The 26779-nt window shown below is 71.2% G+C and carries 26 protein-coding genes; 18 read left to right on the top strand and 8 right to left on the bottom strand.

Features of this window, described 5'->3' with window-relative positions; genetic code table 11:
* Positions 1–92: 92 nt before the first annotated feature.
* Positions 93–1076, bottom strand: a complete 984-nt coding sequence (locus tag FGL15_RS02705; RefSeq protein ID WP_138944849.1) for a LacI family DNA-binding transcriptional regulator — start codon at positions 1074–1076, stop codon at positions 93–95.
* Between the two features lie 36 nt (positions 1077–1112).
* Positions 1113–1841, bottom strand: a complete 729-nt coding sequence (locus FGL15_RS02700) for an SDR family oxidoreductase (RefSeq protein WP_064296395.1) — start codon at positions 1839–1841, stop codon at positions 1113–1115.
* Between the two features lie 221 nt (positions 1842–2062).
* Here FGL15_RS02700 and FGL15_RS02695 point away from each other — a divergent pair, with 221 nt between their 5' ends.
* On the top strand, positions 2063–2761 hold the full coding sequence (locus FGL15_RS02695; protein WP_138944848.1) for a nucleoside/nucleotide kinase family protein: 699 nt from the start codon (positions 2063–2065) through the stop codon (positions 2759–2761).
* A gap of 101 nt (positions 2762–2862) precedes the next feature.
* Positions 2863–4356: a mannitol dehydrogenase family protein gene (locus FGL15_RS02690; RefSeq protein WP_138944847.1), complete on the top strand. Its 1494-nt coding sequence runs from the start codon at positions 2863–2865 to the stop codon at positions 4354–4356.
* A gap of 753 nt (positions 4357–5109) precedes the next feature.
* On the opposite strand, the gene FGL15_RS21335 is transcribed toward FGL15_RS02690, so the two are convergent.
* The 4 genes from FGL15_RS21335 to FGL15_RS20475 all read right to left on the bottom strand — a co-directional run bounded on the left by FGL15_RS21335 (position 5110) and on the right by FGL15_RS20475 (position 9070).
* Positions 5110–6600 (bottom strand): HNH endonuclease signature motif containing protein, encoded by a 1491-nt coding sequence (locus tag FGL15_RS21335; RefSeq protein ID WP_138944846.1) that lies wholly within the window; start codon positions 6598–6600, stop codon positions 5110–5112.
* A gap of 480 nt (positions 6601–7080) precedes the next feature.
* Entirely contained in the window at positions 7081–7701 is a 621-nt protein-coding gene (locus tag FGL15_RS02680) for a type II CAAX prenyl endopeptidase Rce1 family protein (RefSeq protein ID WP_138944845.1), read from the bottom strand.
* Between the two features lie 161 nt (positions 7702–7862).
* Entirely contained in the window at positions 7863–8216 is a 354-nt protein-coding gene (locus FGL15_RS20480) for an HAD-IA family hydrolase (RefSeq protein WP_240773908.1), read from the bottom strand.
* Complete coding sequence (locus FGL15_RS20475) at positions 8138–9070, bottom strand: AAA family ATPase (protein WP_205858671.1); 933 nt, start codon at positions 9068–9070, stop codon at positions 8138–8140. Before FGL15_RS20475 ends, FGL15_RS20480 begins: the two co-directional genes overlap by 79 nt.
* 356 nt (positions 9071–9426) lie before the next feature.
* On the opposite strand from FGL15_RS20475, the gene FGL15_RS02665 reads away from it, so the two are divergent.
* The 6 genes from FGL15_RS02665 to FGL15_RS02640 all read left to right on the top strand — a co-directional run bounded on the left by FGL15_RS02665 (position 9427) and on the right by FGL15_RS02640 (position 15021).
* Positions 9427–10464 (top strand): LacI family DNA-binding transcriptional regulator, encoded by a 1038-nt coding sequence (locus FGL15_RS02665; protein WP_168223287.1) that lies wholly within the window; start codon positions 9427–9429, stop codon positions 10462–10464.
* Entirely contained in the window at positions 10461–11555 is a 1095-nt protein-coding gene (locus tag FGL15_RS02660) for a class I mannose-6-phosphate isomerase (RefSeq protein ID WP_138944843.1), read from the top strand. Before FGL15_RS02665 ends, FGL15_RS02660 begins: the two co-directional genes overlap by 4 nt.
* 130 nt (positions 11556–11685) lie before the next feature.
* A complete protein-coding gene (locus tag FGL15_RS02655) occupies positions 11686–12447 on the top strand; it encodes an ATP-binding cassette domain-containing protein (RefSeq protein WP_079707372.1) in 762 nt (253 codons plus the stop codon).
* Positions 12444–13529, top strand: a complete 1086-nt coding sequence (locus FGL15_RS02650) for an ABC transporter permease (RefSeq protein ID WP_079707371.1) — start codon at positions 12444–12446, stop codon at positions 13527–13529. The genes FGL15_RS02655 and FGL15_RS02650 overlap by 4 nt, the downstream gene beginning before the upstream one ends.
* Before the next feature lie 72 nt (positions 13530–13601).
* The gene (locus tag FGL15_RS02645; RefSeq protein ID WP_138944842.1) at positions 13602–14597 is read left to right on the top strand and encodes an ABC transporter substrate-binding protein; all 996 of its coding nucleotides are present in this window, start codon (positions 13602–13604) and stop codon (positions 14595–14597) included.
* 124 nt (positions 14598–14721) lie between these two features.
* A complete protein-coding gene (locus FGL15_RS02640) occupies positions 14722–15021 on the top strand; it encodes a hypothetical protein (RefSeq protein WP_138944841.1) in 300 nt (99 codons plus the stop codon).
* 38 nt (positions 15022–15059) lie between these two features.
* On the opposite strand, the gene FGL15_RS02635 is transcribed toward FGL15_RS02640, so the two are convergent.
* The gene (locus FGL15_RS02635; protein ID WP_138944840.1) at positions 15060–15878 is read right to left on the bottom strand and encodes a class II fructose-bisphosphate aldolase; all 819 of its coding nucleotides are present in this window, start codon (positions 15876–15878) and stop codon (positions 15060–15062) included.
* 55 nt (positions 15879–15933) lie between these two features.
* Complete coding sequence (locus FGL15_RS02630) at positions 15934–16704, bottom strand: DeoR/GlpR family DNA-binding transcription regulator (RefSeq protein WP_168223286.1); 771 nt, start codon at positions 16702–16704, stop codon at positions 15934–15936.
* Between the two features lie 132 nt (positions 16705–16836).
* Here FGL15_RS02630 and FGL15_RS02625 point away from each other — a divergent pair, with 132 nt between their 5' ends.
* The 10 genes from FGL15_RS02625 to FGL15_RS02580 all read left to right on the top strand — a co-directional run bounded on the left by FGL15_RS02625 (position 16837) and on the right by FGL15_RS02580 (position 26770).
* Positions 16837–18426 carry an FGGY-family carbohydrate kinase gene (locus FGL15_RS02625; protein ID WP_168223285.1) on the top strand — a complete coding sequence of 530 codons (1590 nt, stop codon included), beginning with the start codon at positions 16837–16839 and terminating at the stop codon, positions 18424–18426.
* On the top strand, positions 18423–18794 hold the full coding sequence (locus FGL15_RS02620) for a DeoR family transcriptional regulator (protein ID WP_138944837.1): 372 nt from the start codon (positions 18423–18425) through the stop codon (positions 18792–18794). Before FGL15_RS02625 ends, FGL15_RS02620 begins: the two co-directional genes overlap by 4 nt.
* The gene (locus FGL15_RS02615; protein ID WP_168223284.1) at positions 18791–19207 is read left to right on the top strand and encodes a hypothetical protein; all 417 of its coding nucleotides are present in this window, start codon (positions 18791–18793) and stop codon (positions 19205–19207) included. The genes FGL15_RS02620 and FGL15_RS02615 overlap by 4 nt, the downstream gene beginning before the upstream one ends.
* Positions 19204–20208, top strand: a complete 1005-nt coding sequence (locus tag FGL15_RS02610) for a 1-phosphofructokinase family hexose kinase (RefSeq protein WP_138944835.1) — start codon at positions 19204–19206, stop codon at positions 20206–20208. The genes FGL15_RS02615 and FGL15_RS02610 overlap by 4 nt, the downstream gene beginning before the upstream one ends.
* The gene (locus FGL15_RS02605) at positions 20205–21683 is read left to right on the top strand and encodes a rhamnulokinase family protein (RefSeq protein WP_138944834.1); all 1479 of its coding nucleotides are present in this window, start codon (positions 20205–20207) and stop codon (positions 21681–21683) included. Before FGL15_RS02610 ends, FGL15_RS02605 begins: the two co-directional genes overlap by 4 nt.
* Complete coding sequence (locus FGL15_RS02600) at positions 21680–22522, top strand: class II aldolase/adducin family protein (protein ID WP_138944833.1); 843 nt, start codon at positions 21680–21682, stop codon at positions 22520–22522. The genes FGL15_RS02605 and FGL15_RS02600 overlap by 4 nt, the downstream gene beginning before the upstream one ends.
* Positions 22519–23265: an SDR family oxidoreductase gene (locus FGL15_RS02595; protein WP_138944832.1), complete on the top strand. Its 747-nt coding sequence runs from the start codon at positions 22519–22521 to the stop codon at positions 23263–23265. The genes FGL15_RS02600 and FGL15_RS02595 overlap by 4 nt, the downstream gene beginning before the upstream one ends.
* 57 nt (positions 23266–23322) lie before the next feature.
* Positions 23323–24090 (top strand): SDR family oxidoreductase, encoded by a 768-nt coding sequence (locus tag FGL15_RS02590; protein ID WP_138944831.1) that lies wholly within the window; start codon positions 23323–23325, stop codon positions 24088–24090.
* A gap of 55 nt (positions 24091–24145) precedes the next feature.
* Positions 24146–25201 (top strand): DUF4432 family protein, encoded by a 1056-nt coding sequence (locus FGL15_RS02585; protein ID WP_138944830.1) that lies wholly within the window; start codon positions 24146–24148, stop codon positions 25199–25201.
* Positions 25202–25360: 159 nt separating this feature from the next.
* Positions 25361–26770, top strand: coding sequence for an L-fuculokinase (locus FGL15_RS02580; RefSeq protein ID WP_205858670.1), 1410 nt, complete (start codon positions 25361–25363; stop codon positions 26768–26770).
* Positions 26771–26779: the final 9 nt, after the last annotated feature.

Genomic DNA, 26779 nt, shown 5'->3' with positions numbered 1-26779 from the left:
GGGATGGTTCAGGGCCCGGGATGGTTCAGGGACCGGGATGGTTCAGGGGCCGGGGATTCGACGGCCATACGGGGCGGCTCCGAACCGGGGGTTCAGACGACCGCGGGCGCGGACCGACAGGAGTCGCGTTCGACGAGGTGCACCGGGAGGACCGTGCTCCGGCGGTATCGCGCATCGGGGCGGTCGAGGCGGTCGATGATCCGTTCCGCAGCGAGTCGGCCGAGGGCCTCCGGGTCCTGCGTGATCACGGACACCGACGGTCGCAGGAGCTCGGCCAGGGGGAAGTCGCCGAACGCGACGAGCGGGAGCGGTTGCTCGGCGAGTGCGGGCAGCAACGCCATCGTGCAGACGGCGTTCGACGAGAACAAGGCCGTCGCCCGCGAGTCGACCGCCGCCAGCGCACGTGCCGCCCCTTCGCGGGTCGCCGCACCGAGGGCGATGATTTCCTCGTCGGCGGGCAGCCCGGCTTCGGTGAGTGCCGCCCGGTACCCGCGCAGCCGCTCGGCGGTCGTCGGCAGGGCCAGCTCGTCGCCGACGAAGCCGATCCGGCGGTGGCCGTGCTCGACGAGGTGGGACGTCGCCGCGAACGCTCCACCGAAGTCGTCCTGCGTGAAGGCATCGGCGGCGAGCCCGCCTGGCGCGCGGTCGACGAACACGAACGGCGTCCGCGACGCCCATGCACTCAGCGAGCTCTGGTCGTCGCTGATCGGCGCGAGCACCACTCCGGCCAGCTGACGCCGGAGCATCGGCTCGAGGACCGCGCGCTCGCGGTCCGGGTCGTCGCCGAGGCTCGTCACGAGCGTCGACATGTCGTGATCGCGCGCCGTCCGCTCCACCGCACGCGCGATCTCGGCGAAGAACGGGTCGACGATGTCGGGGACGGCGACTCCGATGACCGACGGACGGCCCGAGCGGAACGCCGTCGCCAGGGAGTTCGGCACGTAGTCGAGCTCCCGCATGATCGACTCGACCCGTTCTCGGGTCGCCGGGAGGACGTGCGGGTCGTCGTTGAAGACCCGCGAGACCGTCTTCGCGCTCACGCCGGCGGCTGCGGCGATCTGGCGCATCGTGGCCATGCTCGGGTCCCTCCCGTTCGGTCCTGCCGGATCGGGTCAGCGCGCGGTGTAGCCGCCGTCGATCGGCAGCGAGACGCCCGAGATCATGCCGGCGGCGTCGCTCAGCAGGAAGGTGATCGGGCCGGCGATGTCGTCCTCGGTGGCCCACTTGCCGAGCGGCATCGCCTCGAGGAAGGGGCCCTCGATGTCGGGGCGACCCCAGTACCAGGCGGACATCGGCGTCATCACGACCGTCGGGTTGACGGCGTTGACCCGGATGCCGTACTTCCCGAGTTCCAGGGCCGAGACCCGCGTGATGTTGTCGAGCGCGGCCTTCGACGAGCCGTAGGAGATGTGGCCGGAGAGGGCGACGAGGCTCGCCTGGCTCGAGACGTTGACGATCGCGCCGCCGCGCTCCTGGCGGATCATCTCGCGCGACGCGTACTTCGTGACGAGCAGCGACCCGCGTGCGTTGATGCTGATGACCTTGTCGAACACGTCGATGTCGGTCTCCTGTGGGGAGGCGATCTCGCCGCCCCAACCGCCGGAGTTGACGACGCCCCAGATGTCGCGTCCCTCGATCGCGTCGCGGATGCTGTCCTCTGAGGTGAGGTCGAAGGGCAGCGGCTCGGCACCCGTCTCGGCGGCGATGGCGTCGAGGTGCTCGACGTTGCGACCGGAGGCGATCACCTGCGCGCCCGCTGCGACGAGGTGGCGGACGGTCGCGCCGCCGATGCCGCCGCTCGCTCCCGTGACGAGGATGGTGCGGCCGTTGAAGTCAGTCATGAGGTGGTCCGATCGACGTGATGAGGCCCGTGCGTCGGTGCACCGGGTCGGGAGCATCATAACCACGGAATGACGGCCATGTCACCCGTGACATGGATTTTCGCCGCAAATCATGACACCGGTGACATCCGTTGTTGACACACGCATCCCCTGGACCTACCGTGAGTCGGGCGACGGCGCGATCGCGACCGGTCGGCTCTGAGGAGAGGTCAGGCATCACGATGAGCGGCACCACGACCACCGCCGGGACCGGCCTCGACGGCCTCATCGATCACGCCCGTTCGCTGGCCGCCACCGGGTCCCGCCGGATCCTCGGGATCGTCGGTGCGCCCGGAGCGGGCAAGTCCACCGTGAGCGACGCGATCGCCGCTGCGCTCGGGGACCAGGCGGTGATCGTCGGAATGGACGGCTTCCACCTCGACAACGCCGAACTCGTCCGCCTCGGGCGACGCGACCGCAAGGGCGCGCCCGACACCTTCGACGTCGACGGCTACATCGCGCTGCTCTCCCGCCTCGCCCGTGCCGGACGCACCGCCGAGTCGCCGGGCACACCGATTTACGCACCCCGGTTCGACCGCTCGCTCGAGGCGTCGATCGGCAGTGCCGTCCTCGTCCGCCCCGAGGTGCCACTCGTGATCACGGAGGGCAACTACCTCCTGTTCGACGACCACGGCTGGCAGGGTGTCGCCGCGCATCTCGACGAGTCCTGGTACGTCGACGTGGACGACGAGGTCCGCCGCGACCGACTCATCGCCCGACGCCTCGGTCACGGACACCCGCGCGACGAGGCCGAAGCCTGGGTGCTCGGCGTCGACGAGCCGAACGCCCGTCTGGTCGACGCCACCAAGCAGCGCGCCACCCGCATCGTCACGCTCGACGCGTCGACGCTGGTGGAGTCCGAGTCCACCCACGGCACCTGACCAACCCCTCAGCCGCAGCACCCTCGACCTGCACCACCCTGCAGCCGCAGCACCCTCGACCTGCAACACCCGGAACCCGCTCACCGACGAGAAGGCACCACATGACCCAGCTCTCCGACGCCACCCTCACCGCTCTCGACGAGCGGGTGGCCGTCCCCGCCTACGACCGCTCGGCCATCCGACCCGGCATCGTCCACTTCGGGGTCGGCGCCTTCCATCGGGCGCACGGGGCGATGTTCGTCGACCGCGTACTCGGGCTCCCCGGCGACGAGCACGCGTCCTGGGGGCTCGTCGGCGTCGGCACCCTGGCCGGTGACGCCGCCATGCGGGACGCGCTCGGTGCTCAGGACCGGCTCTACACCCTCGTGACGACGAGTCCGGACGGCGAGGTCGAGGCGCGCGTCGTCGGGTCGATCGTCGAGTACCTGTTCGCTCCCGACGACCCGGAAGCGGTCCTCGCGCGGGTGAGCGATCCGTCGACGCGGATCGTCTCGCTCACGATCACCGAGGGCGGCTACGGGGTGAACGACGCGACCGGCGCGTTCGAGCCGAGCGACGGCGCGACGCTCGCGGACCTCGACGGGCTGCCGGCGGGCGCGTTGCCGCAGAGTCCGCTCGGATTCATCACGGCGGCCCTCCGTGCCCGACGCGATGCGGGTGCGGTCCCGTTCACGGTCATGTCCTGCGACAACATCCAGGGCAACGGGCACGTCGCCCGGACGGCGATCCTCGCCTTCGCCGAGCGCGTCGACCCGGCGCTCGCCACCTGGATCGCCGCCGAGGTGCGGTTCCCGAACTCGATGGTGGACCGCATCACCCCGGCGACGACGGACGAGCAGCGCGCGTTCGTCTCCGAGCGGTTCGGGATCGACGACCGCTGGCCGGTGCTCTCGGAGTCGTTCGAACAGTGGGTGCTCGAGGACGACTTCTCCGACGGCCGTCCGCCGTACGAGCAGGTGGGCGTGCAGCTCGTGGAGGACGTCGAGCCCTATGAGCTGATGAAGCTCCGGTTGTTGAACGCCTCCCACCAGGCGATGAGCTACCTCGGGCTGCTGGCGGGGGAGACGTACGTGCACGACGTCTGCCGTGACGAGCTGTTCTCGCGGTTCCTCCTCGGGTACATGCATGAGGAGGCGAGGCCGACGCTCGCGCCGGTCCCGGGGATCGACATCGACGCGTATTGCGCGGAGCTGATGCGCCGGTTCGGCAGCGAGGCGATCAAGGACACCTTGGCGCGGCAGATCGTCGACGGTTCGGAGCGCATCCCGAAGTTCCTGCTCCCGGTCGTCCGTGAGCAGTTGCGGACCGGCGGCGGGATCGCGCGTTCGGCGCTCGTGCTCGCGGCGTGGAGTCGGTTCATCGAGGGTGTCGGTGAGGACGGGCGGGAGCTTGCCCCGGTCGATCGACGGTTGGCCGAGTTGCAGGCGGCGGTCGCGCAGGAGGCGGACCGCCCTGGGGCCTTCCTCGACCTGGAGGTCGTGTTCGGCGACCTCGGATCGGACGCGCGACTGCGCGAGGCGTTCATCGCGGCGCGCGCACGGCTGGCGGCCGTCGGTGCGCGGGTGGCCGTGGAAGAGGTCGTCGCCGCAGGCTGACCCTGCGGCGGCAGTGCGCTGCGTCGGCCCGTCGACAGGCTCAGGGACCGGATGGCCGGGTTGTCGAATACGGCGTCGTTCCCGAGCTTGTCGACGGGTTGGTGTCGTTGGTGGGCCCTTCGAGTGGCTCGGGGGTCGGGTGGTCCGGTCCCTGAGCTTGTCGAGGCAGGGTGGTTCCCGTCTCGGTCCCTGAGCTTGTCGAAGGGCAGGTGGTCGCTCGTGGGCCCTTCGACAGGCTCAGGGACCGGGGTGGCCGGGTTGTCGAGGACGGCGTCGGTCGCTGAGCGTGTGCGAGGCAGGGTGGTTTTCGTCTCGGTCCCTGAGCTTGTCGAAGGGCAGGTGTGGCGGTTGTTCGTGGGTCCTTCGACAGGCTCGGGGACCGGGGTGGCCGGGTCGTCGAATACGGCGGCGTTCACCGAGCTTGTCGACGGGTGGCGGCTCCCGTCTCGGTCCCTGAGCTTGTCGAAGGGCAGGTGCGACGGATGTTCGTGGGCCCTTCGACAGGCTCAGGGACCGGGGTGGCCGGGTTCTCGAATACGGCGTCGGTCGCAGAGGCGCGCTCTGCGCGATGGTGTCGCGTCTCGGTCCCTGAGCTTGTCGAAGGGCAGGTGCGACGGTTGTTCGTGGGCCCTTCGAGTGGCTCGGGGGTCGGGTGGTCCGGTCGCTGAGCGTGTGCGAGGCAGGGTGGTTCCCGTGTCGTTCCCTGGGCTTGTCGACGGGCGGGCGGGTGTGCAGGCAGACGGGTGCCGTGGTTTAGGCGGCGAGGTGGATGCGTCCGCCTCGGATGGGGGTTTGGTGTCGGTCGATGTGGCTGGGTGGGATGAACCAGGGGACACCGTTTTGGATGGTGATGTTCCAGTGGTCGTCGTGGATGCGGTGGTGGTGGAAGGGGCAGAGGAGTATTCCGTTGTCGAGGTTGGTGGGTCCGCCTTTGGACCACCATCGGATGTGGTGGGCTTCGGTGAAGGAGGGTGGGTGGGTGCAGCCGGTCCAGGCGCAGCCGCCGTCGCGTTCGGCGAGGGCGAGTTTCTGGGCTCTTGAGAACAGGCGGGTGCTGGTGCCGAGGTCGAGGACCTGGGATGGTCCGCGGAGCACCACGGGGATCAGGTTGGCGTCGGCGGCGAGGCGGCGGAGGGCGCCGGGGCCGATGGGTTCGTCGATGCCGTCGATGGTGGCAGCACCGATGCCGGTTTCGAGGGTGTCGTGGTCGGTGCGGATGATGACGGTGACGGGGGTGAGTTCGGTGGCGGCGCCACTGCAGCCGGCCAGGTGTCGGAAGGTTTCGGTGAGGGCGATGGCGCGTCGCCGGTCGATGGGGATGAGTGACGGCCCGTCGGGCATGTGGTTCCCGGATCCGTCGGGTTGGTCGGCGGGGTCGGCCGTGTCGGGATTGGTGAAGTGGGGTTTGCGGTGGGTGGCGCCGATGAGGGCGTCGAGGCCGGCGCGGATGAAGGCGGCGCTTTCTGGGGCGAGCTCGGCGCGGAGGAGGGTCATGCCGGTGGGGAGTTCGTGGATGGTGCAGCGTTCTGCTCGGCGGAGGAGTTCGTCGCGGGGTTCGCGGCCGTCTTGGTCGAGGCGGGTGCGGACGAGTTTCGCGATGCGGGTGACGTCCTGCAGGGGCGCGTGAGCAGCGTGCTCGATGGCGATCACCGACGCCGCGTCCAGTTCGCCTCGGGTGCAGATGCGGCCGGCGTTGCGGAGCTCGCGGACGATGACCGCGGCGCCGTCGACGCTCAGGGGTGCTCTGGGTGTGCCGCCATCGCTTGACGGGTGGGTGTCATCCGGGACTGCGTCGGTGTTCGATGACTCGGAACTGGCGGCCGGTTTGAGCGCCGCGGCGACCGCCGGGAACGGGCATTCCTCCAGCTCGCCGAGCAGCCCGCGCGGTTGCGTGATGGCGGCACCGACCTCGGCGATCGCCGCGCCTCGGGCGCGTGCCACCCGCCACCGCTCGGACACCATGACGCCCGGGTTGGCGTAACCGGCGGCCCGCACCAGGGTGTCGTCGCGGCGGGTAGGGGAGGGGCGCAACGCGATCGCACCGGTGACGCGGGCGGCGAGGACCTCGACCGCGTGCTGCACGGCGCCGAGCTCGTCGAGGACACGGAGGATCGCCTCGTCGTTCAGGTTCTCGAGCTGCTCCGCGACACCGGTGCCGGGACGGATCGCGTCGAGCGCGCCCTGCCAGACCGCATCGAACCCGGCCGCGGCGGCGGCGAGCGGGTTCGGTGCGGTGCTGGTCATGGATCCATCCAAACACGGACCACTGACATTCGAACGGCCACCGAATCAGACCTTGATCTGGACTTTTATCCGACAGTTGATGCTTGCTCGGGGCGCCCTTCGACAGGCTCAGGGGCCGGCGGTGACGCGGTCGCGGAGTCTGTCGAGGTGCGGTGGGGGAGGTTGCTCGGGTCGCCCTTCGACGAGCTCAGGGACCGGCGGGGCCGCGGCCGCGGCGTCCGTCGAGGTGCGGTGGGGAAGGCTGTTCGTGGGCCCTTCGACAAGATCAGGGACCGAGTGCCCGCGGTGCCGGCGTGCGGTGGGGGAGGTTGCTCGGGGGCCCTTCGACAGGCTCAGGGAACGAGTCTCCGCGGTTGTCGAGGAGTGGTGCGGATGGGATCTGCGGGCCCGTTGACATGACCAGGGCGCGAGTCTCAGTGTGCGGTCGTCAAGCCGGTCGAGGTGGTCGCCGATGGTCGCGTTCGGACGTGCGGCCGGACCTCACGCGAAGACGAAGTAGAACGACAGGTGCAGCGTCAGGATGAGGTGCATCGTTGTGAATCGGCGACGGAGCCACGCGAGCAGGAGTCCGAGCGCGAGCATGCTCAGTGCCGGGAGCGGGTTCGGCAGGAGCCCGAATTTGTCGGGGAGCAGGATGACGTGTCCGAGGGCGAACAGGACGGCGACGGCGGGGATGACCGCGCGCGACGGCAAGCTCGCGGCGAGATGGCGCTGCAGGAGTCCGAAGGTCAGGTAGTCCTGCCAGAACACCGAGACGGTCATCCAGAAGATGTAGAGCAGCACCGGGAACTCGAGCTCGTAGTGCAACGGCAACGTGAGTGCGAGCGCGACCGGGATGACGTACAGGAACCGCTGCCGGGACGGAGCGAAGAGTTCACGGGTGTGGGTGCGCTGCAGGATGGCGATGGCGATCACCAGGAGGCCGGCGATCAGGGACTCGAGGAACACCACGAGGGTGTCCTCCTGCGCTACGAGACGCACGGGGCCTTGGTCGGTGATGCCCGGGGTCAGGCACCACAGGGTGAACCAGACTACGGCTAGGACCAGTGCGGAGATCGGGCGGAGGAAGCGGCGGGAGGCGGTGGCACTGAGGGTCGACATGGCGGTCGATATGTTAGCAGTGTTATTTCAGATGCAAGACAACGGAGCGCATTGCAACTACCCGAAGCGGCGGTGGAGAACGAACCGTCGGCGCGGGGGAGTCGTCGCGATCGAGGACGTGTCCGGAGGCCCGTCGACAGGCGCCGGGATCGGGGTGCCGCTCAGCCGAGCGACGCCGGGACGAGACGGAACCCACCCTCGGCGACCGGCTCGAGCCGGAGCTGGAAGAGGCCGTCGATCACGAGGTCCGCATCGAGTTCGTGCGCCTCGTGCGTCCCAGCGATGCCGACCGTCCAGCAGCCGGCGGCGCGCGCTGCGGCGAGCCCGGCCGGTGCGTCCTCGAACACGACGCACGGCTGCGACTCCATGCCCAGCCGGGTGCGGCCGAGCAGGAACGGTTCGGGGTCCGGCTTGCCCTTCGTGACGTCGTCGAAGGTCACGACGACCTCGGGCCGCACGAGCCCGGCGGCGGCGATCCGGTTGCCGGCGATGAGTCTCGTGCCACTCGTGACGATCGCCTTCGCGTCGTCACCCAGCGCCGCCAGCGCCTCCGCCGCCCCGGGAGCGCGATGACGTCGGCGACCTCGTCGGCCTCGATCTCGATGATCCGCGCGAGTGCTCCGGCGACCTGCTCGGGCGGGAAGATCGCGGCGAGCAGCTGGGCAGCGGGCTGGCCGTGTCCCGCGGCGAGCAGGTCGCCCTCGAGGCCGTACTCGCGAGCGAGCTGCGCCCACGACCGGTTCACGGCCGGCGTCGAGTCGATGAGGGTCCCGTCGAGGTCGAAGAGCCCGGCAGCGAAGACCTGGTCGAAGATCGGTGCGGAGGCCTTGATGGTCCGTCCGAGGCCGAGCGCACGTTGGACGGCGGCGAGCTGCTGCGAGGTGGACAACGCCGCTTCGATCGACAGGTGCTCGATGGCGGGTGGGGTGTCGGTCGACGGATCCACGATGTGCGTGTCCCGCTCGGCACCGCGTTCGGCCCGGCGGGCTGCGAGCGTGGCGGCATCGGCGTGCAGCCAGACGACCTTCGGGACGACCCCGGCCGCCTCGACGAGCGCGTCCCATTCGGCGCCGCCACGCAGCTCCGCGGTGAAGGGTGCGACGAGCACCGCGCCAACACCACTGTCGCGTTGGTCGGCGAGGACCGCTCGCAGGGCCGCGTACCGTGCCGGGCGCATGGTCGGGCGCAGCTTCGCGTCGTTCCAGTGGAGCGGTTCGGCGCCGTCGGGATCGGTCACCGCACCGAGACCGTCGAGCAACGGATTGGTGATGGTGTCGAGGTCGAGGAGCGGGAGTCGGAGGGCCCTGGCGAGCTCACGTCCGAGGGTGGTCTTGCCGCTTCCGGCTGCTCCTGCGACGACGACGATCACGCTGACTCCTCGATGATTCCCGGGTGGCGACCCGCATCCGAGGGGTCTGAACGCCTCTTCGATGCGAGTTCCAAATGAATTTGATCCCTTTCAGACAACGTTGCTTGACAACGTTGTCGATCTGCGGTCAGTATAGGCGCACGAAGGAACGACGGGGTTCTGCAGCTGCACCACCCCGACCGATGACAACGCTGTCAGGAGGTGGAGCCCATGGGCACCTGCAACCCCGCGAACACCGCGACCAGTCCGATCCGGACACGTGCGCACGTCCCGTCGCTCCGGACCGGCTGCGACGTCCGACCCGTTCCGCTTCCCGTCAGGGGGACCCGCTGATGCGGCCGCCCGGGATCAAGGATGTGGCTGCGCAGTCCGGCGTCAGCATCAAGACCGTCTCGCGGGTGGTGAACGGCGAAGCGTCCGTGCACCCCGAGACCCGAAGCCGCGTGCTCGAGGCGATCGATCGCCTCGGGTACGTGCCCAACACGGCCGCCCGCTCCCTGAAGTCCGGCACCGGCGGCGCGATCGGTGTCCTCATCGACTCGCTCGCCGACCCGTTCTTCGCCTCGCTCGTGAGCGCCATCGAGGCCCGCGCGCTCAAGGAGGGCCTCAGCGTCCTCGTCGCGAGCACCGGGCTCGACGAGGGGCGCGAGCGTGACCAGCTCACCGGGTTCATCGCCGGCCACCAGGTCGCCGGCGTCATCATCGCCCCGGTCGCCGCGGAGCTGCCCTACCTCGAGGCGTTCCGGAACGTGACGCCCGTCGTGGCCGTCGACCGTCCGCTCGCCGCCTTCGACAGCGTCGTGGTCGACGACTACGCCGCCACCCAGCTCGCGATCCGCCAGTTCGTCGAGCTCGGCCACACCCGCATCGCCTTCTACGACCGGGACGAACGCTTCCTCACCATTCGTCGGCGCTACCAGGGCTACACCGACGTCCTCGCCGAGGCCGGCATCGACCTCGACCCGTCGCTCGTCTCCTGGACCATCGACGGCTCGCTCGACTACGCCGCCGAGACGGAGCGCCTGCTCGGACTCGACGACCCGCCCACCGCGTTCTTCGCGTCGAACGCGAAGGCGGCGATCGGTCTGACGACCTCCCTGCACCGCATCGGGCGGGAGGGGACGGCGCACATCGCGTTCGGCGACTTCACCCTCGCCGACGTCCTGCGACCGGCCGTCAGCTGCATCAACCAGGATCCGTTCGTCATCGGTACCGCCGCGATCGAGCGACTCCTCGAACTGCGCGAATCACCGGCCGACGAACCGCGCGAGTGGGTCGTCCCGACCTCCCTGGTGTCGCGTGGTTCCGGAGAGATCCCCGGCCCGGCACAGCGTCACACCGTGGACGCGCGCACCGCGTCCACCACGAGCATGGTCGGAGGACCAGCAGCATGAGCACGACCCAGCCCACGAGGCTCGCCCAGCCGACGCGACTCGCGCCGAACCTCATCGAGCACTTCTACCGCGGCGGCGACCGCATCGCCAGCCTGCGCGGCATCGAGCAGCAGAGCGAGTTCCAGCCGGAGGAGTGGCTCGGAGCGACCGTGAGCCGCGCCGACCAGGAACCCGGCGGCGCCATCGGCCTCGCCCGCACCGTCGACGGCGTCCTCCTCCGCGACCTCGTCGCGGCCGACCCGGAGCAGTGGACCGGGGCGGGACAGGACCACGGCACCGACGCCGCCGACACCGGCATCCTCGTCAAGCTGCTCGACGCCCGTCAGCGCCTCCCCGTGCACGTCCACCCGGACCGGGCGTTCGCCGCCTCCCACCTCGACTGCGTCTACGGCAAGACGGAGGCCTGGTTCATCCTCGACGCCGAGCCCGGATCGGCCGTCCACCTCGGATGGAGCGAGGACGTCGACCCCGACGAGCTCGACCGCCGTCGCGACGCCCAGGACAGCGAGTGGATGCTCTCGCACATGAACCGGATCGTCGTCGAGCGCGGCATGGGCATCCTCGTCCCGGCCGGAACGGCCCACGCGATCGACGGCGGCATCTTCCTCGCGGAGGTACAGGAACCGACCGACCTCTCCATCCTCCTCGAGTGGTCGGTCACGACCTCGACCCGCGACGAGTCCCATCTCGGCCTCGGATTCGAGACCGTGATGGGCGCGGTGTCGACGAAGGCACTCCCGCAGTCCGAGATCGAACACCTCGTCGTGCTGCACGACCTCGACGCCCGCACGGACGCGCCGGTGTCGCTGTTGCCCGCGGCCGCCGACCCCTACTTCCAGCTCTTCGCCGTGGCGCCCGGCACCGACGGCAGCGCACCCGTGGACGCCGGCTTCTCGGTCGCCCTCGCGCTCACCGGCGCAGGCGCACTGGTCCCTGAGACCGGCGCCGAGGCCGTCGAGTTCTCCGCCGGAGAGGTCTTCGCCGTGCCGGCCGGGTTCGGGCCCTGGACCGTCAGCGGTTCCGGCACCGTGCTCGCCGCCGGCCCCGGTGTGGGCTGGCCGGCGACCCTCGCATCGGGAGGCATCCGATGACGCCACCCCTCGACGCAGGACCCACGATCACGCAGCAGCTCACCACACACCACCGCCCCGAACGGCGGTACGACAGCCACCACACGCCGGACCCGTCCACCGGGACCGGCTGGAAAGGAACGAGAACGACATGACGACTCCCGTCTTGGAGGCCAGAGGCCTCACCCGGCAGTTCGGGCACGTCCGCGCCCTCGACGAAGCGGACTTCGAGGTCTACCCCGGCGAGGTCACCGCCCTCATCGGCGACAACGGCGCGGGCAAGTCCACCCTGGTCAAGGCACTCTCCGGCAACCTCGCGGTCGACAGTGGCGTGATCAAGTTCGAAGGCGAACCGATCACCCTCACCTCGCCCATGCAGTCGAGTGCGCTCGGCATCGAGACGGTCTACCAGGACCTCGCCCTCGCGCCCCACCTCGACCCCGTCCAGAACGTCTACCTCGGCCGCGAGATCATGCGGCCGGGCCTCGGCGGGCTGCTCGGCCTCATGAACGTCAAGGAGATGAGCAAGCAGTCGCGTCACGCCTTCGACGAACTCGGCGCGACCGTCCGCTCGCTCACCGACCCGGTGGGCGCGATGTCCGGTGGGCAGCGCCAGGCGATCGCCATCGCCCGCGCGGTGCACTGGGCCAACAAGGTCGTCTTCCTCGACGAACCGACGGCCGCCCTCGGCGTCCGCCAGACGAAGAACGTGCTCGAGACGATCCGCCGGGTGCGCGACAAGGGCATCGCGGTCGTCTTCATCAGCCACTCGATGCCGCACGTCATGGAGGTGTCCGACCGCGTGCAGGTGCTGCGGCTCGGCCACCGCGCGGCGACGGTCGACACGAAGGACACGAACATGGAAGAACTCGTCGGTCTCATGACCGGTGCCAGCACGAGGAACGTCGCATGAGCGCGGTGAAGCAGGCCGAGATGGGGCCGGAGACGACCGCCATCGAGACGGCCAAGGATCGGGAGACCCCGATCAGGAAGCTCTTCAAGGCCCAGGCCTTCCAGATCTTCATCGTCCTCCTCGTCGTCATCGCGATCTTCTCCGCGATCGCACCCGACACGTTCGCGCAGCTGTCCAACCTGCGGCTCGTCGTGCAGAACGCCTCGATCCTCGCGGTGCTCGGCGTCGGCATGACCTACGTCATCATCACCTCCGGCATCGACCTCTCGATCGGTTCCGTCCTCGTCTTCTCGGGCGTCGTGTCCGCGACGACGATGCGGGCCATGGGCGGCGACGACTGGGGGACCGCGATCGTCGGCATCATCGTGTCGATCGGCGTCGGCATCCTCTGGGGCACGTTCAACGGCATCCTCATCTCCAAGGCGAAGGTGCCGCCGCTGATCGTCACCCTCGGTAGCCTCGGCATGGCGCTCGGCCTCGCCCAGATCCTCACCGGCGGTGTCGACATCCGCGAGGTGCCGTCGGTCCTCACCGACTCCATCGGGTACGGCAACATCTTCGGCGCAGTCCCGATCATCTCGGTCATCGCCCTCGTCGTCGTCATCATCGGTGCGCTCGTCCTCCACAAGACGAAGTTCGGGCTGTACACCTACGCGGTCGGATCGAGCGAGGAGGCGGCACGACGCGTCGGCGTGAAGGTCGACCGTCACCTCATCCGCATCTACGCGATCTCCGGAGGCCTCGCGGGTCTCGCCGGCATCCTGTCGCTGTCGCAGTTCGGCACCACCGCGATCGCCGGTCAGTCGCAGACGAACCTGAACGTCATCGCCGCGGTCGTCATCGGTGGCACCTCGCTCTTCGGTGGCTACGGGACGATCTTCGGCACCGTCGTCGGTCTGTTCATCCCCGCCGTCCTCCAGAACGGCTTCGTCATCACCGGCGTGCAGCCCTTCTGGCAGCAGGTCGCGGTCGGCGCCGTCCTCATCCTGGCCGTCTACGTCGACCAGGTCCGCCGTTCCTCCGCAGCCCGCGGTGGATCCACGAGCTTCTGGCGAGCCCTCGTCAGCAGGAAGAAGAAATAACCCCTTACACAGATCAACACCCCCCCGCACCATCCCAGTAGTCCAGCAGTTCAAGAGAAACGGGTAATCACAATGAAGTGGAAGAAGTCAGTTCTCGGAGTCCTCGCGCTCGGCGCGTCGGCAGGCCTCATGCTCACCGGGTGTTCCGGTGGCGCGAGCTCGGGCGGCAGCAGCGCAGGAGCAGGTTCCGACGGCTACAAGATCGCGTTCATCCAGGGCGTCGCAGGCGACGAGTTCTACATCTCGATGCAGTGCGGTATCGAATCGGCGGCGAAGGATGCCGGCGCGACGGTCACGACCCAGGGTCCGGAGAAGTTCGACCCGACGCTGCAGAAGCCGCTCGTCGACTCGGTCGTCGCCTCGAAGCCGGACGCGATCCTCGTCGCCCCGACCGACGTGAAGGCCATGGAGGCCCCGCTGAAGGCTGCGGCCGACGCGGGCATCAAGGTCGTCCTCGTCGACACCACCGTCGACGACCCGTCGTTCGCGGTCTCGCAGATCTCCAGCGACAACAAGGGCGGCGGCGCTGCGGCGTTCGACGCGATCAAGGAAGCGCACCCCGAGGGCGGCAAGGTCCTCGTGGTCTCGGTCGACCCCGGCATCTCGACCACGGACGCCCGTGCCGAGGGCTTCCAGGAAGCGGTCAAGGGCGATGACAAGTTCACCGACCTCGGCGTGCAGTACAGCCACAACGAGCCGTCCACGGCTGCCGAGATCGTGACTGCGGCGCTCCAGAAGGACCCCGACATCGTGGGCATCTTCGCAGCGAACCTGTTCGCGGCCGAAGGTTCCGCGACCGGTGTCAAGCAGGCCGGCAAGGAGGACTCGGTCACCATCGTCGGGTTCGACGCGGGTCCCGCCCAGGTCAAGCAGCTGAAGGAGGGCACCGTCCAGGCGCTCGTCGCTCAGGAGCCGGCCACCATCGGCAAGGACGGCGTCGCCCAGGCGATCGCCGCACTGAACGGTGACAAGGTCGAGACCAAGATCGAGACCGGCTTCACCATCATCACGAAGGACAACGTCGACGGCGACGCGAAGGATGCCGTCTACCAGTCCAAGTGCGGCTAGGCCTGCTGGCCACCCCGCATCACCAGACCGCGACGGCGTCGGAGCTTCGAGCTCCGGCGCCGTCGCGCTGCGTCCGGTCCGCTTCGCCTCGACGCCACCCTCCATGGGGTGCGAGAATCGCGACATGACCCAGGTGATCGTCGCGGCGACCGCGGTGCGCCGGCTGTCCGACGATGCTCCGCGACGGATCGAGGCCGAGGTCGTCGATGCAGCGGGGCGAGCCCACCGCCTGGTCATCACGGTCCCCGAACGCGCGAGCCGTGCGGCCGCCGCGTCGACCGACGTCCCGTTCCGACTCGGGCTCCGGGCCGAGTACGTGCGGATGGAGGGACGGGCCGTGGTGATCCGGTTCGCGGACGGCGTCACCACCACCGAGGGCCTCGGCGGGGTCTGCCTGGACCCGGACATCGTCCACTGGTTGTGAACGACTCGATCGACTGACGGTCGGGTCGGCGACGAGTCCTATGCGACGAGGGTGAGGAGCCGCGCGACCTCGGCGGCGACGGCGTCGCGCGCCGGGCCGAGGTACTTCCGCGGGTCGACGAGTGACGGGTCCGCGTCGAGGCGCTCACGGACGGCTCGGGTGAAGACGCCGTTGATGTGGGTCGAGATGTTGATCTTGCGCATGCCCGCGTCCACCGCCCGCACGAGGTCCTCGTCGCTCACGCCGCTCGAACCGTGCAGGACGAGTGGCACCGGGACGGCTGCAGCGAGTTCGCGGATGAGGCCGAAGTCGAGGGTCGCGCTCCGCGACGTCATCGCGTGCGAGCTGCCGACCGCGACCGCGAGGCCGTCGACGCCGGTGCCGGCGACGAATGCCACGGCTTCACCGGGGTCGGTCCGGACGCCGGGCGTGTGTGCGCCGCCCTTCCCGCCGATCGCCCCCAGTTCGGCCTCGACCCACACGCCCTGCGCCTGAGCCGCCCGGGCGACCGCTGCGGTGCGTTCGCGGTTCTCCTCGTCGGGGAGGGTGGCTGCATCGAACATGACCGAGGTGAATCCGAGCCGGACCGCCTCCTCGACGAGCGTCTCGTCCTCGGCGTGGTCGAGGTGCACGGCGGTCGCGATGCCGGCCTCGCGGGCGAGCTCCAGGCTCGCGAGCCCGATCGGCGCGAGGCCGCCGTGGTACCTCGCCGCGTTCTCGGACACCTGCAGGATGACGCCTCGCCCCGCGAGCTCCGCGCCCCGGAGGATCGCCTCGCCGTGTTCGAGCTGGATGACGTTGAAGGCGAGCACGGCGCGCTGTGCGTCGAGGAGCGCGGCGGTGGAGACGAGCGTCATGGTGGTTCCTCTCGGGGTGCACGCGGGATGATCGACCCGGTGCCGGTGTGGATGGTCAGGTGGTGGCCAGCAGCAGCTCGGGACCGCTCTCGGCGAGCGCGTCGACGGTGTCCGGGTCGAGCCCGTCGTCGGTCACGATCTGGTCGAACTCGTCGAGCCGCGCGGCCCGGTGGAACGAGGTGGTGCCGAACTTCGCGGCGGTGACGGCGAGGATGCGTCGGCGGGAGATGCCGAGCATCGCCCGCTTCACCTCGGCCTCCTCCGGCAGCGTCGTCGTGGCGCCCGAGGCGAGCCCCACCCCGTTGGCGCCGAGGACGGCGACGTCGGCGTGGAGTCCGGACAGCCGTTCGACGGTCCACGCGCCGACGGTCGCCTGCGTGACGGCGCGGACCCGCCCGGGCAGGGCGAGCACGGTGAGGCGCGGCCGGCCACCGAGCAGAGCGACGATCGGCAGGCTGTTCGTCACCACGAGGAGTCGGCTGGCGTGGGGGAGGAGCGCCGCGACCTCGAGGGTCATCGCACCGGAGTCGAGCAGGACGACCCCTTCCGCGGGGAGCTGCTCGACGACGAGGCGGGCGACGGCGGCGCGCTCGATGCGCTCGCCCTCGCGGCGTCGTTGGAGGCTGGGCTCGAACGCGGGTCGCCGGGCGAGGACCGCGCCACCGTGGTGGCGGCGGATGAGCCCCTGTCGCTCGAGCACCGCGAGGTCGCGCCGGATGGTCTCCGGTGTGACGCCGAGTCGGCTGCTCAGCTCGGCGACCGACAGGGCACCGTCGCCGTCGCGGGCGCCCGCGAGTATCGCGGCGTGACGCTCTGCTGGGTACATGACTGCTCCGTCCGGTCTGGCCAGCGTATCCGAATCTGTCCGATATCCCTTCCGATTCGGTGGGATCGGTGCAAAGATCAACATGATCGGGCGCACCCGACGACGACGATGACGACGAACGGAAGGCCGCCGATGGCTGAGCACGGGCCGCACAGCGCACCCCACGAGTCGGGGTCGCGGTTCCTGCTCGGGATCGACGTCGGGCAGACCGCCGTCAAAGCCGTCCTGCACGACGAGCGGTTGCGGCCGGTCGCGGTCGCTCGGCGCGCGAGCCCCGTCGACCGCCCGGTCGCCCGGCACGCCGAGCGGTCGCAGGACGCCCTGTGGGCCGCGGTCGCCGATGCGGTGTCGGAGGTGATGGCGACGTCGGGTGTCGACCCGACCCTGGTCGCCGCCGTCGGGATCACCGGCCACGGCGACGGCCTGCACCTCGTGACCGCCGCGGGAGCGCCGGTCGGCCCGGCCATCACGGCGATGGACTCCCGGGCGCACGTCGAGGCCGCCGAACTCGCGGCTGACCCGGACCGGCTGCGCGTGGTGCTCGAACGCTCCGGACAGCTGCCGACGCCGGGCGCCGCCGGCAACCTCCTCCGCTGGCTGCTCCGCCACGACCCGGAGCGTGTCCAGCAGGCGGACGCGATGCTCTTCTGCAAGGACGTGGTCCGCCTGCGGCTCACCGGAGAGATCTCCACCGACTACTCCGACGCCTGCGCCTCCTTCCTGGACGTCGGGACCGCCACCTGGAGCGCCGAGGTCCTCGACGCCTACGGCCTGCCCGCCGAACTGCTCCGCCTGCTGCCGCCGATCAACCCGAGCGGCACGATCGTCGGGCGGGTGCTCCCTGAGGCCGCCGCGACCACGGGCCTCATCGCCGGGACGCCGGTCGTCACGGGACTCCACGACGTGCAGGCCTCGTCGATCGGCATGGGAGCGCTCGTCCCCGGGCGGCTCGCCCTCGTGGCCGGCTCGTTCAGCACCAACGGCGTGACGACGACCCAGCCCGACGTGGACCCGCGGTGGCAGTCCCGCCTCTCGATCACCCCGGACCTGCGGATCGCGATGTCCACCTCGGCGACGGCATCGCCCTCCTTCGACTGGACGCTCCGGCTCCTGGGCGTGACCGACGCCACCGGCCGCGACGCGCTGATCGCCGAGGCCGCGGCCCTCCCTCCGGAGGAGCAGGTGCCGCTCGTCCTGCCCTTCCAATCGGACTCGCCGCTCGGTGCCGAAGCGTCGGCCACCCTCGCCGGCGTCCGCGACTGGCACACTCGGGCACATGTGCTGCGCGGAGCCCTCGAGGGCATCGTGCTCATGCACCGCTGGCACACCCGGGCGCTCGGCGAGCGGTTCCGGTGGGACGAGCCGATCGTCCTCGGCGGCGGCCTCGCGCGGTCTCCGCTCTATGTACAGCTGGTCGCCAACGCCCTCCGCGCGCCCGTGACGGTCGTCGACTCCGAGGAGGCCGGAGCCCTCGGCGCCGCGATCGTCGCCGGGGTCGCCACCGGACTCCTGCCGTCGGTGGAACAGGCCCAGCGCGACGTCGTCCGACACGCACCCGCCGTCCTGCCGACGGACGCCTCGGCCGCGTACTGGGCCGGGGTCGGAACCGCGTTCGACGAGCTCGTCGAGGCAATCGGCCCCTGGTGGCGACGGCGGGCTGAGGAGCCGAGCCCCGACGATCCGGGGTCCGAACGCGACGACCGTGCCGGTGTGGAACGATGAGCGCCTCCGTCGGCGGCCGCGGGACGGCCACGTCCAGTCCGGTGGACGACCGGCGTCGGGAGATCCTCGCCCGACTCGACCAGGACGGACGGCTCGAAGTCGGCGTGCTCGCAGCAGACCTCGGCGTGACCGAGGAGACGATCCGACGCGACCTCCGCGTCCTCGAACTCGACGGACGCCTCCGACGCGCGCACGGCGGTGCGGTGCGGGTCGACCTCGACCCGGGCCAGGACTCCGGGGCGTCCGGTGCGCTCGCCGCGCGGGCGCTGACCCTGGTCGACCCGGGCTCAGCGGTCTTCCTCGGCGCGGGCTCGGCCTGTGAGGCGCTCGCCGGGGCCTCGCGACGACCGCCGGGACCGTCATCGTGACCGCTTCGGTGCCGGTGGCGCTGGCCGCTGCCGCTGCCGAGGAATCGGCCGTCGTCCACCTCGTCGGTGGGACGGCGGACGGGCGCGGCGTCCTCACCGGCGCCTGGGCGCGCGAGCAGCTCGCCGGCCTCCGCCTCGACGTCGCGGTCGTCGAGGCGCTCGGTGTCTCCGCGGACGGCCGACTGCTCCACGCCTCGCCGGAGGAGGCGGCGGTCGTCGCGTCGGCGGTCGAGCTGGCCTCCACGGCGATCCTCCTGGCCGACCCGGCGACGTTCGGCGCCGACGGCCTCGCGGCCTCCGTCCCGGCCGCCCGCCTCGACGTGGCGGTGGTGCACCACGGCGTCGACGAACCGACCCTCGACGCCCTCCTCGCGACCGGCGTCCGCGTTGAGACGGTCGGGGCGGACGCATGAGCGGCATCGTGACGGTCACGCCGGCGGCCGCGATCGACCAGACCTACCGCGTCGACGGGCTGCGACTCGGCGACGTCAACCGGGCGGTGGGTGTGTCCACCGAGCTGAGCGGCAAGGGCGTCAACGTCGCGCGGGCGGTCACCCTCTCGCCGCTCCCGGTCCGTGCGGTGGTGCCGATGGGTGCGGACGGACGGATCCTCGCCGACGACCCGGCACTCCGCACGTTGCTCGCCGTGGTCCCGACCGACGGTCGGACGCGGGTGAACACGACCATCCTCGACGCCGCGACCGGGACGACCAAGGTCAACGAACCGGCGATCCCGCTGCGCGCCGAGGACTGGGCCGCCGTCGTCGCGACCTCCGGCGCGGAGATCGACCGGATCGGCGCGGACTGGCTCGTCCTCTCCGGCACGATCCCGACGGTCCAGGGCGGCACCGGCCTCGTCGACATCCTCCAGTTGCTCCGGCAGGCGGGTGACCGGGGAGCGCGCGTGGCCGTCGACACCGCGGGTGCGGCGCTCGAGACCGCCGTCGCGAACCTCGACCTCGTCCACCTGCTCAAGCCGAACGCGCACGAGCTCGCCGAGCTCACCGGCCGTGAGCTGCTGACGATCGGCGATGTCGCGTCCGCCGCCGACGAACTGCACCGTGCCGGCTGCGACCTCGTCTACGTGAGCATGGGGGCCGACGGGGCGCTTCTCCGCACCGCGGCGGGTCTGTGGCACGCGCACGTCGCAGCCACGGTCGTGAACACGGCCGGTGCCGGCGACGCCTCGTTGGCCGGATTCCTCGTCGGACTCCACGGCGAGGACGGACAGGACGACCCGGCGGCAGCGGTCGCGTCGGCCGCCGCCTGGGGCGCGCTCGCCGTGTCGAGCGCGACGACCATCCTCACCTCCCTCGAGGCGCTGACCACACCGGCCGCCGTCCAGGACCCCGACCCGACGACGCCGCTGAGCGAACCGGCCACGCCGCCGCGCGAGGAGGCGACGACGCCATGACCGATCAGGCCGTTCCACGCTTCCACGCCGCCGTGGACCTCGGCGCGTCGAGCGGTCGCGTCATGCTCGGCCGCTGGGCCGACGGCCGCTTGACGCTCACCGAGGTGCACCGGTTCCCCAACGGCCCGATCACGCAGGACGGTCGACTCCGGTGGGATGCGGAGCGCCTGTTCGAGGAGACCCTCGTCGGGCTCGCGGAGGCCGTCCGGATCGCAGCGGCCGCGGGCGGTGTGCTCGACGGGATCGGGGTCGACAGCTGGGGCGTCGACATCGCACTCGTGGGCGTCGGCACCGGTACGGCATTCCCGACCGTGCCGCATCACCGCGGCGCCGACGCCGATGGACCGGCCCGCGCCGCCGTGCTCGTCGACGCAGCGACGGCCTACGCGGTGACCGGCGTGCTGGAGCAGACCATCAACACCTCGTACCAGCTGCGGTCCCGCGCCGAGGAGCTCGACGCGCGCCGAGCCGACGGCGATCGCCCGGCCGTGTTGCTCGTCCCGGACCTCTGGGTGTGGCTGCTCACCGGCGTCGTCGGAGCGGAGCGCACGATCGCCTCGACGACGCAGCTGCTCGATCAAGGCACCGGTGACTGGGCGGCGGAGCTCATCCGTCGATGGGGCCTCGACGGCTTCGACTTCCCGCCGGTGGTCGCACCGGGGACGGTCGCCGGCCCGACGACGCCGGAGGTCACCGCGCGTCTCGGGTCGAGCGTGCCGATCCCCGTCCACCGCGTCGCGGAGCACGACACCGCGTCAGCGCTCGCCTTCGCCCGGCCGGACGGCGCGGAGCTCCTCGTCTCGAGTGGCAGCTGGTCCCTCGTCGGGGTATGTCTGCAGGCGCCGGTGCTCACTGAGCACGCGCGGGCCACCGGCTTCACGAACGAGGCCGGTGTCGCCGGTTCATCGCTGCTCCTCCGCAACCTGGCGGGGATGTGGCTGCTCACGGAGTGCGCCCGCGCCTGGTCCGCCGAGGACGGGAGCGCGGTCGACCTCGTCGATCTCGTGGCGGCCGTGTCGGAGACGGAACGGGACGCGGCCACGGACGTCACGCCCGCCGTGTTCGACGTCGCCGACCCACGGCTGCTCGTCCCGGGGGACATGCCGGAACGCATCGCGACGCTGTGCCGGGAGACCGGACAGCGTCCACCGGGCGGACGGGGTGACACCGTGCGCAGCGTCGTCGAAAGTCTCGCGGTCGCCTACGCCGAGACGGTCCGGGCCTGCGAGGCGATCACCGGGGTGGCGATCCGCTCGGTCCGCATCGTCGGCGGCGGATCGCGCAACCGGCTCCTGTGCGCCCGCACGGCGGCACGGACCGGTCTTCCGGTCACCGCCGGTCCTGCGGAGGCTTCGGCGCTCGGCAATCTGGCCGTGCAACTCGTCGCGGCCGGTCACGCGCCGTCACTCGACGCGGTCTACCGGCACGGCCAGGACGATCACGACGACCACGACCATGAGCGGACACCGATATGACCGACCGCATCGACCAGCCGGAGATCGAGACGGACCTCCTCGACCGCTTCGTCGCCTTCTCGCGCGACCTCGGCCGCCCCGATCGGGCGTGGGCCCTGCTGGCAGAGGGCAACACCTCCCTGCTCCTGCCAGACGACGGTGATCCGGCGATGCTCGTGAAGGCGAGCGGCGCGTCCATGGCCGTGGCGACCGCCGACGACGCGGTCCGTCTCGAGATCGGACCGGTGCTCGACCTCGTCGACTCCCACACGGGCGGGGACGCCGAGGTGGCCGCGCTGTTCGATGCCGCGGCACTCGCCGGCAACGGTCGGCGCCCCTCGGTGGAGGCGATCCTCCACGCCGTCTGCCTCGACCTGCCAGGCGTCATCGCGGTCGGCCACACCCATCCCGTACCGGTCAACGCGCTGCTCTGCTCGCCGTCGGCCGACGCCCTGACCCGCGGTTCCCTCTTCCCCGACCAGATCGTGGTCCTCGGCACCGATCCGCTGCTCGTGCCCTACGTCGACCCCGGGCTCGAGCTCGCCCGCACGGTCCGCCGCATGCTGCGCGAGCAGCTCGCCACGACCGGCCGGGCGCCGAAGGTCGTCTACCTCCAGAACCACGGGATGTTCGCCCTCGGATCGAGTGCGGCCGAGGTCCTCCGGATCACCGAGATGGCCGTGAAGGTCGCCCAGGTGCTCCTCGGAGCACTCACCGCCGGCGGGCCGGTGTACCTGAGCGACGAGGCCGTCGCCCGCATCGACACGAGACCCGACGAACTGCTGCGACGAGCCGCGCTCGCCGCGCAGGAATCCACGACCGACCGCGCCGGGACGGCGCACGGAAGGACCACGACATGAGCGTGTCGACCAGCGCCATCGACCTCACCGGGCAGGTCGCGATCATCACCGGAGCGTCCTCGGGCATCGGCCGCTCGTACGCCCAGGCGCTCGCCGGTGCCGGGGTGCGCACGGTGCTCGTGGGACGCTCCACCGAGCGACTCTCGGGCGTCGCCGACGCCCTGCCGACACCGAGCGTCTTCCTGGCGGGTGACCTCGTCGACCCCGCCGTGTCCGAGCAGGCCGTCGCTTTGGCGCTCGCCGCCTTCGGACGCCTCGACATCGTCCTCGCCAACGCGGGCCTCTACGTCGGCGGTGACGTCGTCGACACCCCGATGACCGCGATCGAGGAACTCGTCGGCGTCAACGTCCTCGGAGCGATGGCGACGGTTCGCGCAGCGCTGCCGCACCTCGTCGAGCAGGGCGCGGGCGACGTCCTGGTGACGAGCTCGGTGTCCGGTCACCAGGACATCCACTGGGAGCCCGTCTACTCCGCGACGAAGCACGCCATGCAGTCGTTCGTCCACACCACCCGGCGGAACCTCGTCGGATCCGGGGTGCGGATGGGCGCGGTCGCCCCCGGCGTCGTGCTCAACGAGCTGTGGGGGATCGCCGAGGGGGCCTCCGGCGTGGAGGACCAGATCGCGGCACGTACCGGCATCCGTTCCGAGGACGTCGCCGACGCCGTGCTCTTCATGCTCACCAGACCCCGACACGTCACCATCCGCGACCTCGTCATCCTGCCCACCGACCAGGAGATCTGAGCGACTCGCGTCGCCCGACGACACCTCCACCAGCCCGCCCCGATCGAAGGACCGCACATGTTCTCTGACCTCCACGGCCGCACGGCCGTCATCACCGGCGGGGCCCGCGGGCTCGGCTACTCGATCGCCACGGCGCTCGCCGCGCAGGGCGTCCAGGTGGCGCTGCTCGACCTCCTGCCGACCGTCCACGAGTCGGCCGAGCGGTTGGCGTCCGAGTACGGCGTCCGCACCTCGGCGCACCCGGTCGACGTCACCGACGCCACCGCCGTCGAGGCCGCCTTCGCCGCTGCCGAGGCCGCGCTCGGCGCGCCGTCGCTGCTCGTGACCGCGGCGGGCATCACCATCTGGGGCGACAGCGTCGACGTCCCGGCGGACACCTGGCGGAAGGTGCTCGCCGTGAACCTCGACGGCACCTTCTTCGCCGCGCAGTCCTTCGCCCGTCGTGCCATCGCGGCGGGTCGGCCCGCCTCAGCGGTCTTCATCTCGTCGATGTCGGCGTTCATCGTGAACCAGCCGCAGTTCCAGGCTTCGTACAACGCCTCGAAGGCGGCGGTCAGTCACCTCGCGTCGTCACTCGCGGTCGAGTGGGCACCCTCCGGCGTCCGGGTCAACGCGATCGCCCCCGGGTACTTCCTCTCGGACATGACCCGCGAGTTCACCGAGGCGAACCCCGACCTCGCCGCCGAGTGGACCGCGGACATCCCGGCGGGCCGGATGGGGCAGCCGGAGGACCTCCACGGGCTCGTCCTGCTGCTCGCGTCCGACGCCTCCTCGTACCTCACGGGCCAGAGCCTCGTCATTGACGGCGGCTACACCGCCCTCTGAGCCGGCCCCACCCGCCGAATCGTTCGACCCGACCACACCGACCCGAGGACCCGCCATGACGACGACGCCGCCCGAACAGACGCCCGACGACCAGGCCGACCGCGACGCCGTGTGGGGCGCCCGGCGTCGACGCTTCGTCGAAGCCCGATCCGGTGCCGTCGAGCGGGCGTGGGCTCCGCGTGCGGTCCGCGTCGACGACGGGCCGTCGACGGGCCGGCGCCAGGTCGAACTGCGCCACCTCGGCGGACTCGAGGTCACGGTCGAGGTCGACCAGTTCCTCGACCTCGGCGAGGCCTCCTGGAACGGCGAAGTCGTGTCCTTTGTCGCGCCGACGACCGTTCCGCAGGCCGAGAGCTGGGCCCGTCGCTGGCAGGGCGGTCTGCTGACGACCTGCGGGCTCACCGCGGTCGGTGTGGCCGCGGAGGCGGACGGCGGGATGCACGGTCGGGCGCATCGCATCCCGGCGACCCTGACCCGCCGCGAGGGGCGATGGACCGCGGCGGGCAGGTACGAGCTCCTCGTCGACGGCCTGCTCCGCGAGGGCGCCGTCTTCCAGCAGAACCTCACGGTGACCCGCAGCATCCGAGCCGAGGTCGGCGTCGCGCGGATCCGTCTGCACGACGTCGTCCGGAACGAGGGGTTCGTCGCCGAGCCGGTGCGCCTGCTCTACCACGTGAACCTCGGCTGGCCGGTGCTGCACGGCGGTGCCGTCGTGGCGGCTGAGGCCGACGTCCCCGGCGGGGCGGGGTCCGAACGCCCGGACGCCGGTGGCTGGCGGCGGGTGATCGGCGAGCCCGAGCCGGCGGCCGACGAGCAGGTCGACGCCCTCGACGCGGTCGCCGGGCCCGACGGCTGGTCCCTCGCGACCCTGTCGGGCGAGGCCGGCACGGTCACGGTCCGGTTCCGGCCGGAGCAGTTGCCGTTCCTCACGGTGTGGCGGAGCACGGCCGCGGGGTCGTACGCCCTCGGTATCGAACCCGGCACCTGCTGGCCGAGTCACGCCGCCGGTCCGGATCGCGGGAAGGCCGGTCGGATGCTGGAGCCCGGGGAGTCGTTCGAAGTCGACCTCGAGATCGTGTTCGAGCCGGCGGTGGACGACTTCGGCGACTGAGCCCGCCGGCCTTCGCCACCATCCGGTACCCGGTTTCCGAAGAATTCACACTGGGGTATGTCATCGATGACATGAACGAGGTATGCTCGCCATGACATCGATGACATAGAGTCATCGTCGGAAGCCGACACGGACGTCGGAACCTGAACGGACACCGCCGTGCACCCTGCTGCGAACCTCGACTCGACCGCCGTCGCCTCCGTGGCCTCGGATCGACTCGTCGCCGGCCTCGACCTCGGCAGCACCGGCGTCAAGATCCTCGTGACCGACGCCGACGGCGCCGAAGTCCTCATCCACCAGCTGCCCACCCCGTGGCTCGCCGGTCCAGGCGGCACGACCGTGATGGAGGCGGCGTCCCTCATCGCCACCGTCCGGGAGCTCCTCGACCACGTCGGTGCGGAACTCGTCGACCGGTTCGGGCCGGCCGCGCGGGTCCGGGCGCTCGCCGTCTCCGGCATGGGGGAGTCCGGGATCGTCCTCGACGCCGTCGGCCGGCCCGTCGCGCCCGCCATCGCCTGGTTCGATCCGCGCGGCGCCGAACAGCTCGCGGCCCTCCCGGCCGAGATCGCCGAGCAGTTCGCCGGTCGGACCGGCCTGCCGCTCGGCGTGCAGGTCTCGGTCATCAAGCTCCTCCACCTCCGCGACGCCGGACTCGACCTCGCCGGAACGCGCTGGCTCAACCTGCCGGAGTACCTCGTCGCGGCCCTCGGCGGCGAGGAGGCCGCCGAGTACTCGCTCTCGTCGCGCACCGGCCTGCTCGATCAGGACACGGGGGAGCCGTGGCCCGAACTGCTCGACCACCTCGGCGTCGACGCGTCCTTCCTCCCGCCGTTCACCGACGCCGGTGCCCCGCTCGGCTCCGCGAGCGGCCCGTGGGTGCCGCCGGTCTTCTCCGGTGCGGCCCTGACCGTCGCCGGCCACGACCACCTCGTGTCGGCCGTCTCCACCGGCTCGTTCCCCGCCGAGCGGTACCACGTCTCGATGGGCACGGCCGAGGTCCTGCTGCGACGCCTCGACGAACCACTCCCGTTCGCCGCCCGGGCGCGCCTCGCCGAGGTGTTCATCAACTGCGTCCGTCACGTCGTGCCGGGTACCTGGGTGCTCGTCGCCGGCGTCAAGACCGGCCTGCTGATGCGTCGCACCCTCCAGCTCGTCGGGGTGACCGACCGCGCAGGGCGCGACCGCCTGGACGACGAGGTCATGGCGCTCCCGGCGGGCGGGCTGCTCGGCGACGGCGACGTCTCGGTCGCGGGCGCCCGGAACGACGACGGCGTCCTCAAGCTCACGGTCCGTGCCGACGGCGCGGGACCTGCCGAGCTCTTCGAAGCGGTGCTCCGGCACGGCAACGACGAACTCGCCGTGCTCATCGCGGCGATGGACCGCGAGGTCGCCCCGGCCACCTCGGCGCTGCTCACCGGCGGCTGGGCCGGCATGCGGTCCGTGCAACGCGCCCGAGCGGCCGTCCTGCCCGGCGTGCAGGTGTCGCACCGGTCCCAGGACACGGCATACGGCGCAGCCGTCTTCGCCGGGGCCCTCCTCGAACCAGCCACCTCCCGATCACATCCCTGACCGACCGAC

Source organism: Plantibacter sp. M259 (assembly GCF_006065115.1).
Taxonomy (GTDB): Bacteria; Actinomycetota; Actinomycetes; order Actinomycetales; family Microbacteriaceae; genus Plantibacter; species Plantibacter auratus.
The sequence above is the reverse complement of the archived record's forward strand: the minus strand, read 5'-3'. Positions and strand labels throughout refer to the sequence as shown.

Coding starts and splice junctions, on each gene's coding strand:
- FGL15_RS02705 (WP_138944849.1), bottom strand. CDS start 1,076: ATGGCCACGATGCGCCAGATCGCCGCAGCCGCCGGCGTGAGCGCGAAG.
- FGL15_RS02700 (WP_064296395.1), bottom strand. CDS start 1,841: ATGACTGACTTCAACGGCCGCACCATCCTCGTCACGGGAGCGAGCGGC.
- FGL15_RS02695 (WP_138944848.1), top strand. CDS start 2,063: ATGAGCGGCACCACGACCACCGCCGGGACCGGCCTCGACGGCCTCATC.
- FGL15_RS02690 (WP_138944847.1), top strand. CDS start 2,863: ATGACCCAGCTCTCCGACGCCACCCTCACCGCTCTCGACGAGCGGGTG.
- FGL15_RS21335 (WP_138944846.1), bottom strand. CDS start 6,600: ATGACCAGCACCGCACCGAACCCGCTCGCCGCCGCCGCGGCCGGGTTC.
- FGL15_RS02680 (WP_138944845.1), bottom strand. CDS start 7,701: ATGTCGACCCTCAGTGCCACCGCCTCCCGCCGCTTCCTCCGCCCGATC.
- FGL15_RS02660 (WP_138944843.1), top strand. CDS start 10,461: ATGAGCACGACCCAGCCCACGAGGCTCGCCCAGCCGACGCGACTCGCG.
- FGL15_RS02655 (WP_079707372.1), top strand. CDS start 11,686: ATGACGACTCCCGTCTTGGAGGCCAGAGGCCTCACCCGGCAGTTCGGG.
- FGL15_RS02650 (WP_079707371.1), top strand. CDS start 12,444: ATGAGCGCGGTGAAGCAGGCCGAGATGGGGCCGGAGACGACCGCCATC.
- FGL15_RS02645 (WP_138944842.1), top strand. CDS start 13,602: ATGAAGTGGAAGAAGTCAGTTCTCGGAGTCCTCGCGCTCGGCGCGTCG.
- FGL15_RS02640 (WP_138944841.1), top strand. CDS start 14,722: ATGACCCAGGTGATCGTCGCGGCGACCGCGGTGCGCCGGCTGTCCGAC.
- FGL15_RS02635 (WP_138944840.1), bottom strand. CDS start 15,878: ATGACGCTCGTCTCCACCGCCGCGCTCCTCGACGCACAGCGCGCCGTG.
- FGL15_RS02630 (WP_168223286.1), bottom strand. CDS start 16,704: ATGTACCCAGCAGAGCGTCACGCCGCGATACTCGCGGGCGCCCGCGAC.
- FGL15_RS02625 (WP_168223285.1), top strand. CDS start 16,837: ATGGCTGAGCACGGGCCGCACAGCGCACCCCACGAGTCGGGGTCGCGG.
- FGL15_RS02620 (WP_138944837.1), top strand. CDS start 18,423: ATGAGCGCCTCCGTCGGCGGCCGCGGGACGGCCACGTCCAGTCCGGTG.
- FGL15_RS02610 (WP_138944835.1), top strand. CDS start 19,204: ATGAGCGGCATCGTGACGGTCACGCCGGCGGCCGCGATCGACCAGACC.
- FGL15_RS02605 (WP_138944834.1), top strand. CDS start 20,205: ATGACCGATCAGGCCGTTCCACGCTTCCACGCCGCCGTGGACCTCGGC.
- FGL15_RS02600 (WP_138944833.1), top strand. CDS start 21,680: ATGACCGACCGCATCGACCAGCCGGAGATCGAGACGGACCTCCTCGAC.
- FGL15_RS02595 (WP_138944832.1), top strand. CDS start 22,519: ATGAGCGTGTCGACCAGCGCCATCGACCTCACCGGGCAGGTCGCGATC.
- FGL15_RS02590 (WP_138944831.1), top strand. CDS start 23,323: ATGTTCTCTGACCTCCACGGCCGCACGGCCGTCATCACCGGCGGGGCC.
- FGL15_RS02585 (WP_138944830.1), top strand. CDS start 24,146: ATGACGACGACGCCGCCCGAACAGACGCCCGACGACCAGGCCGACCGC.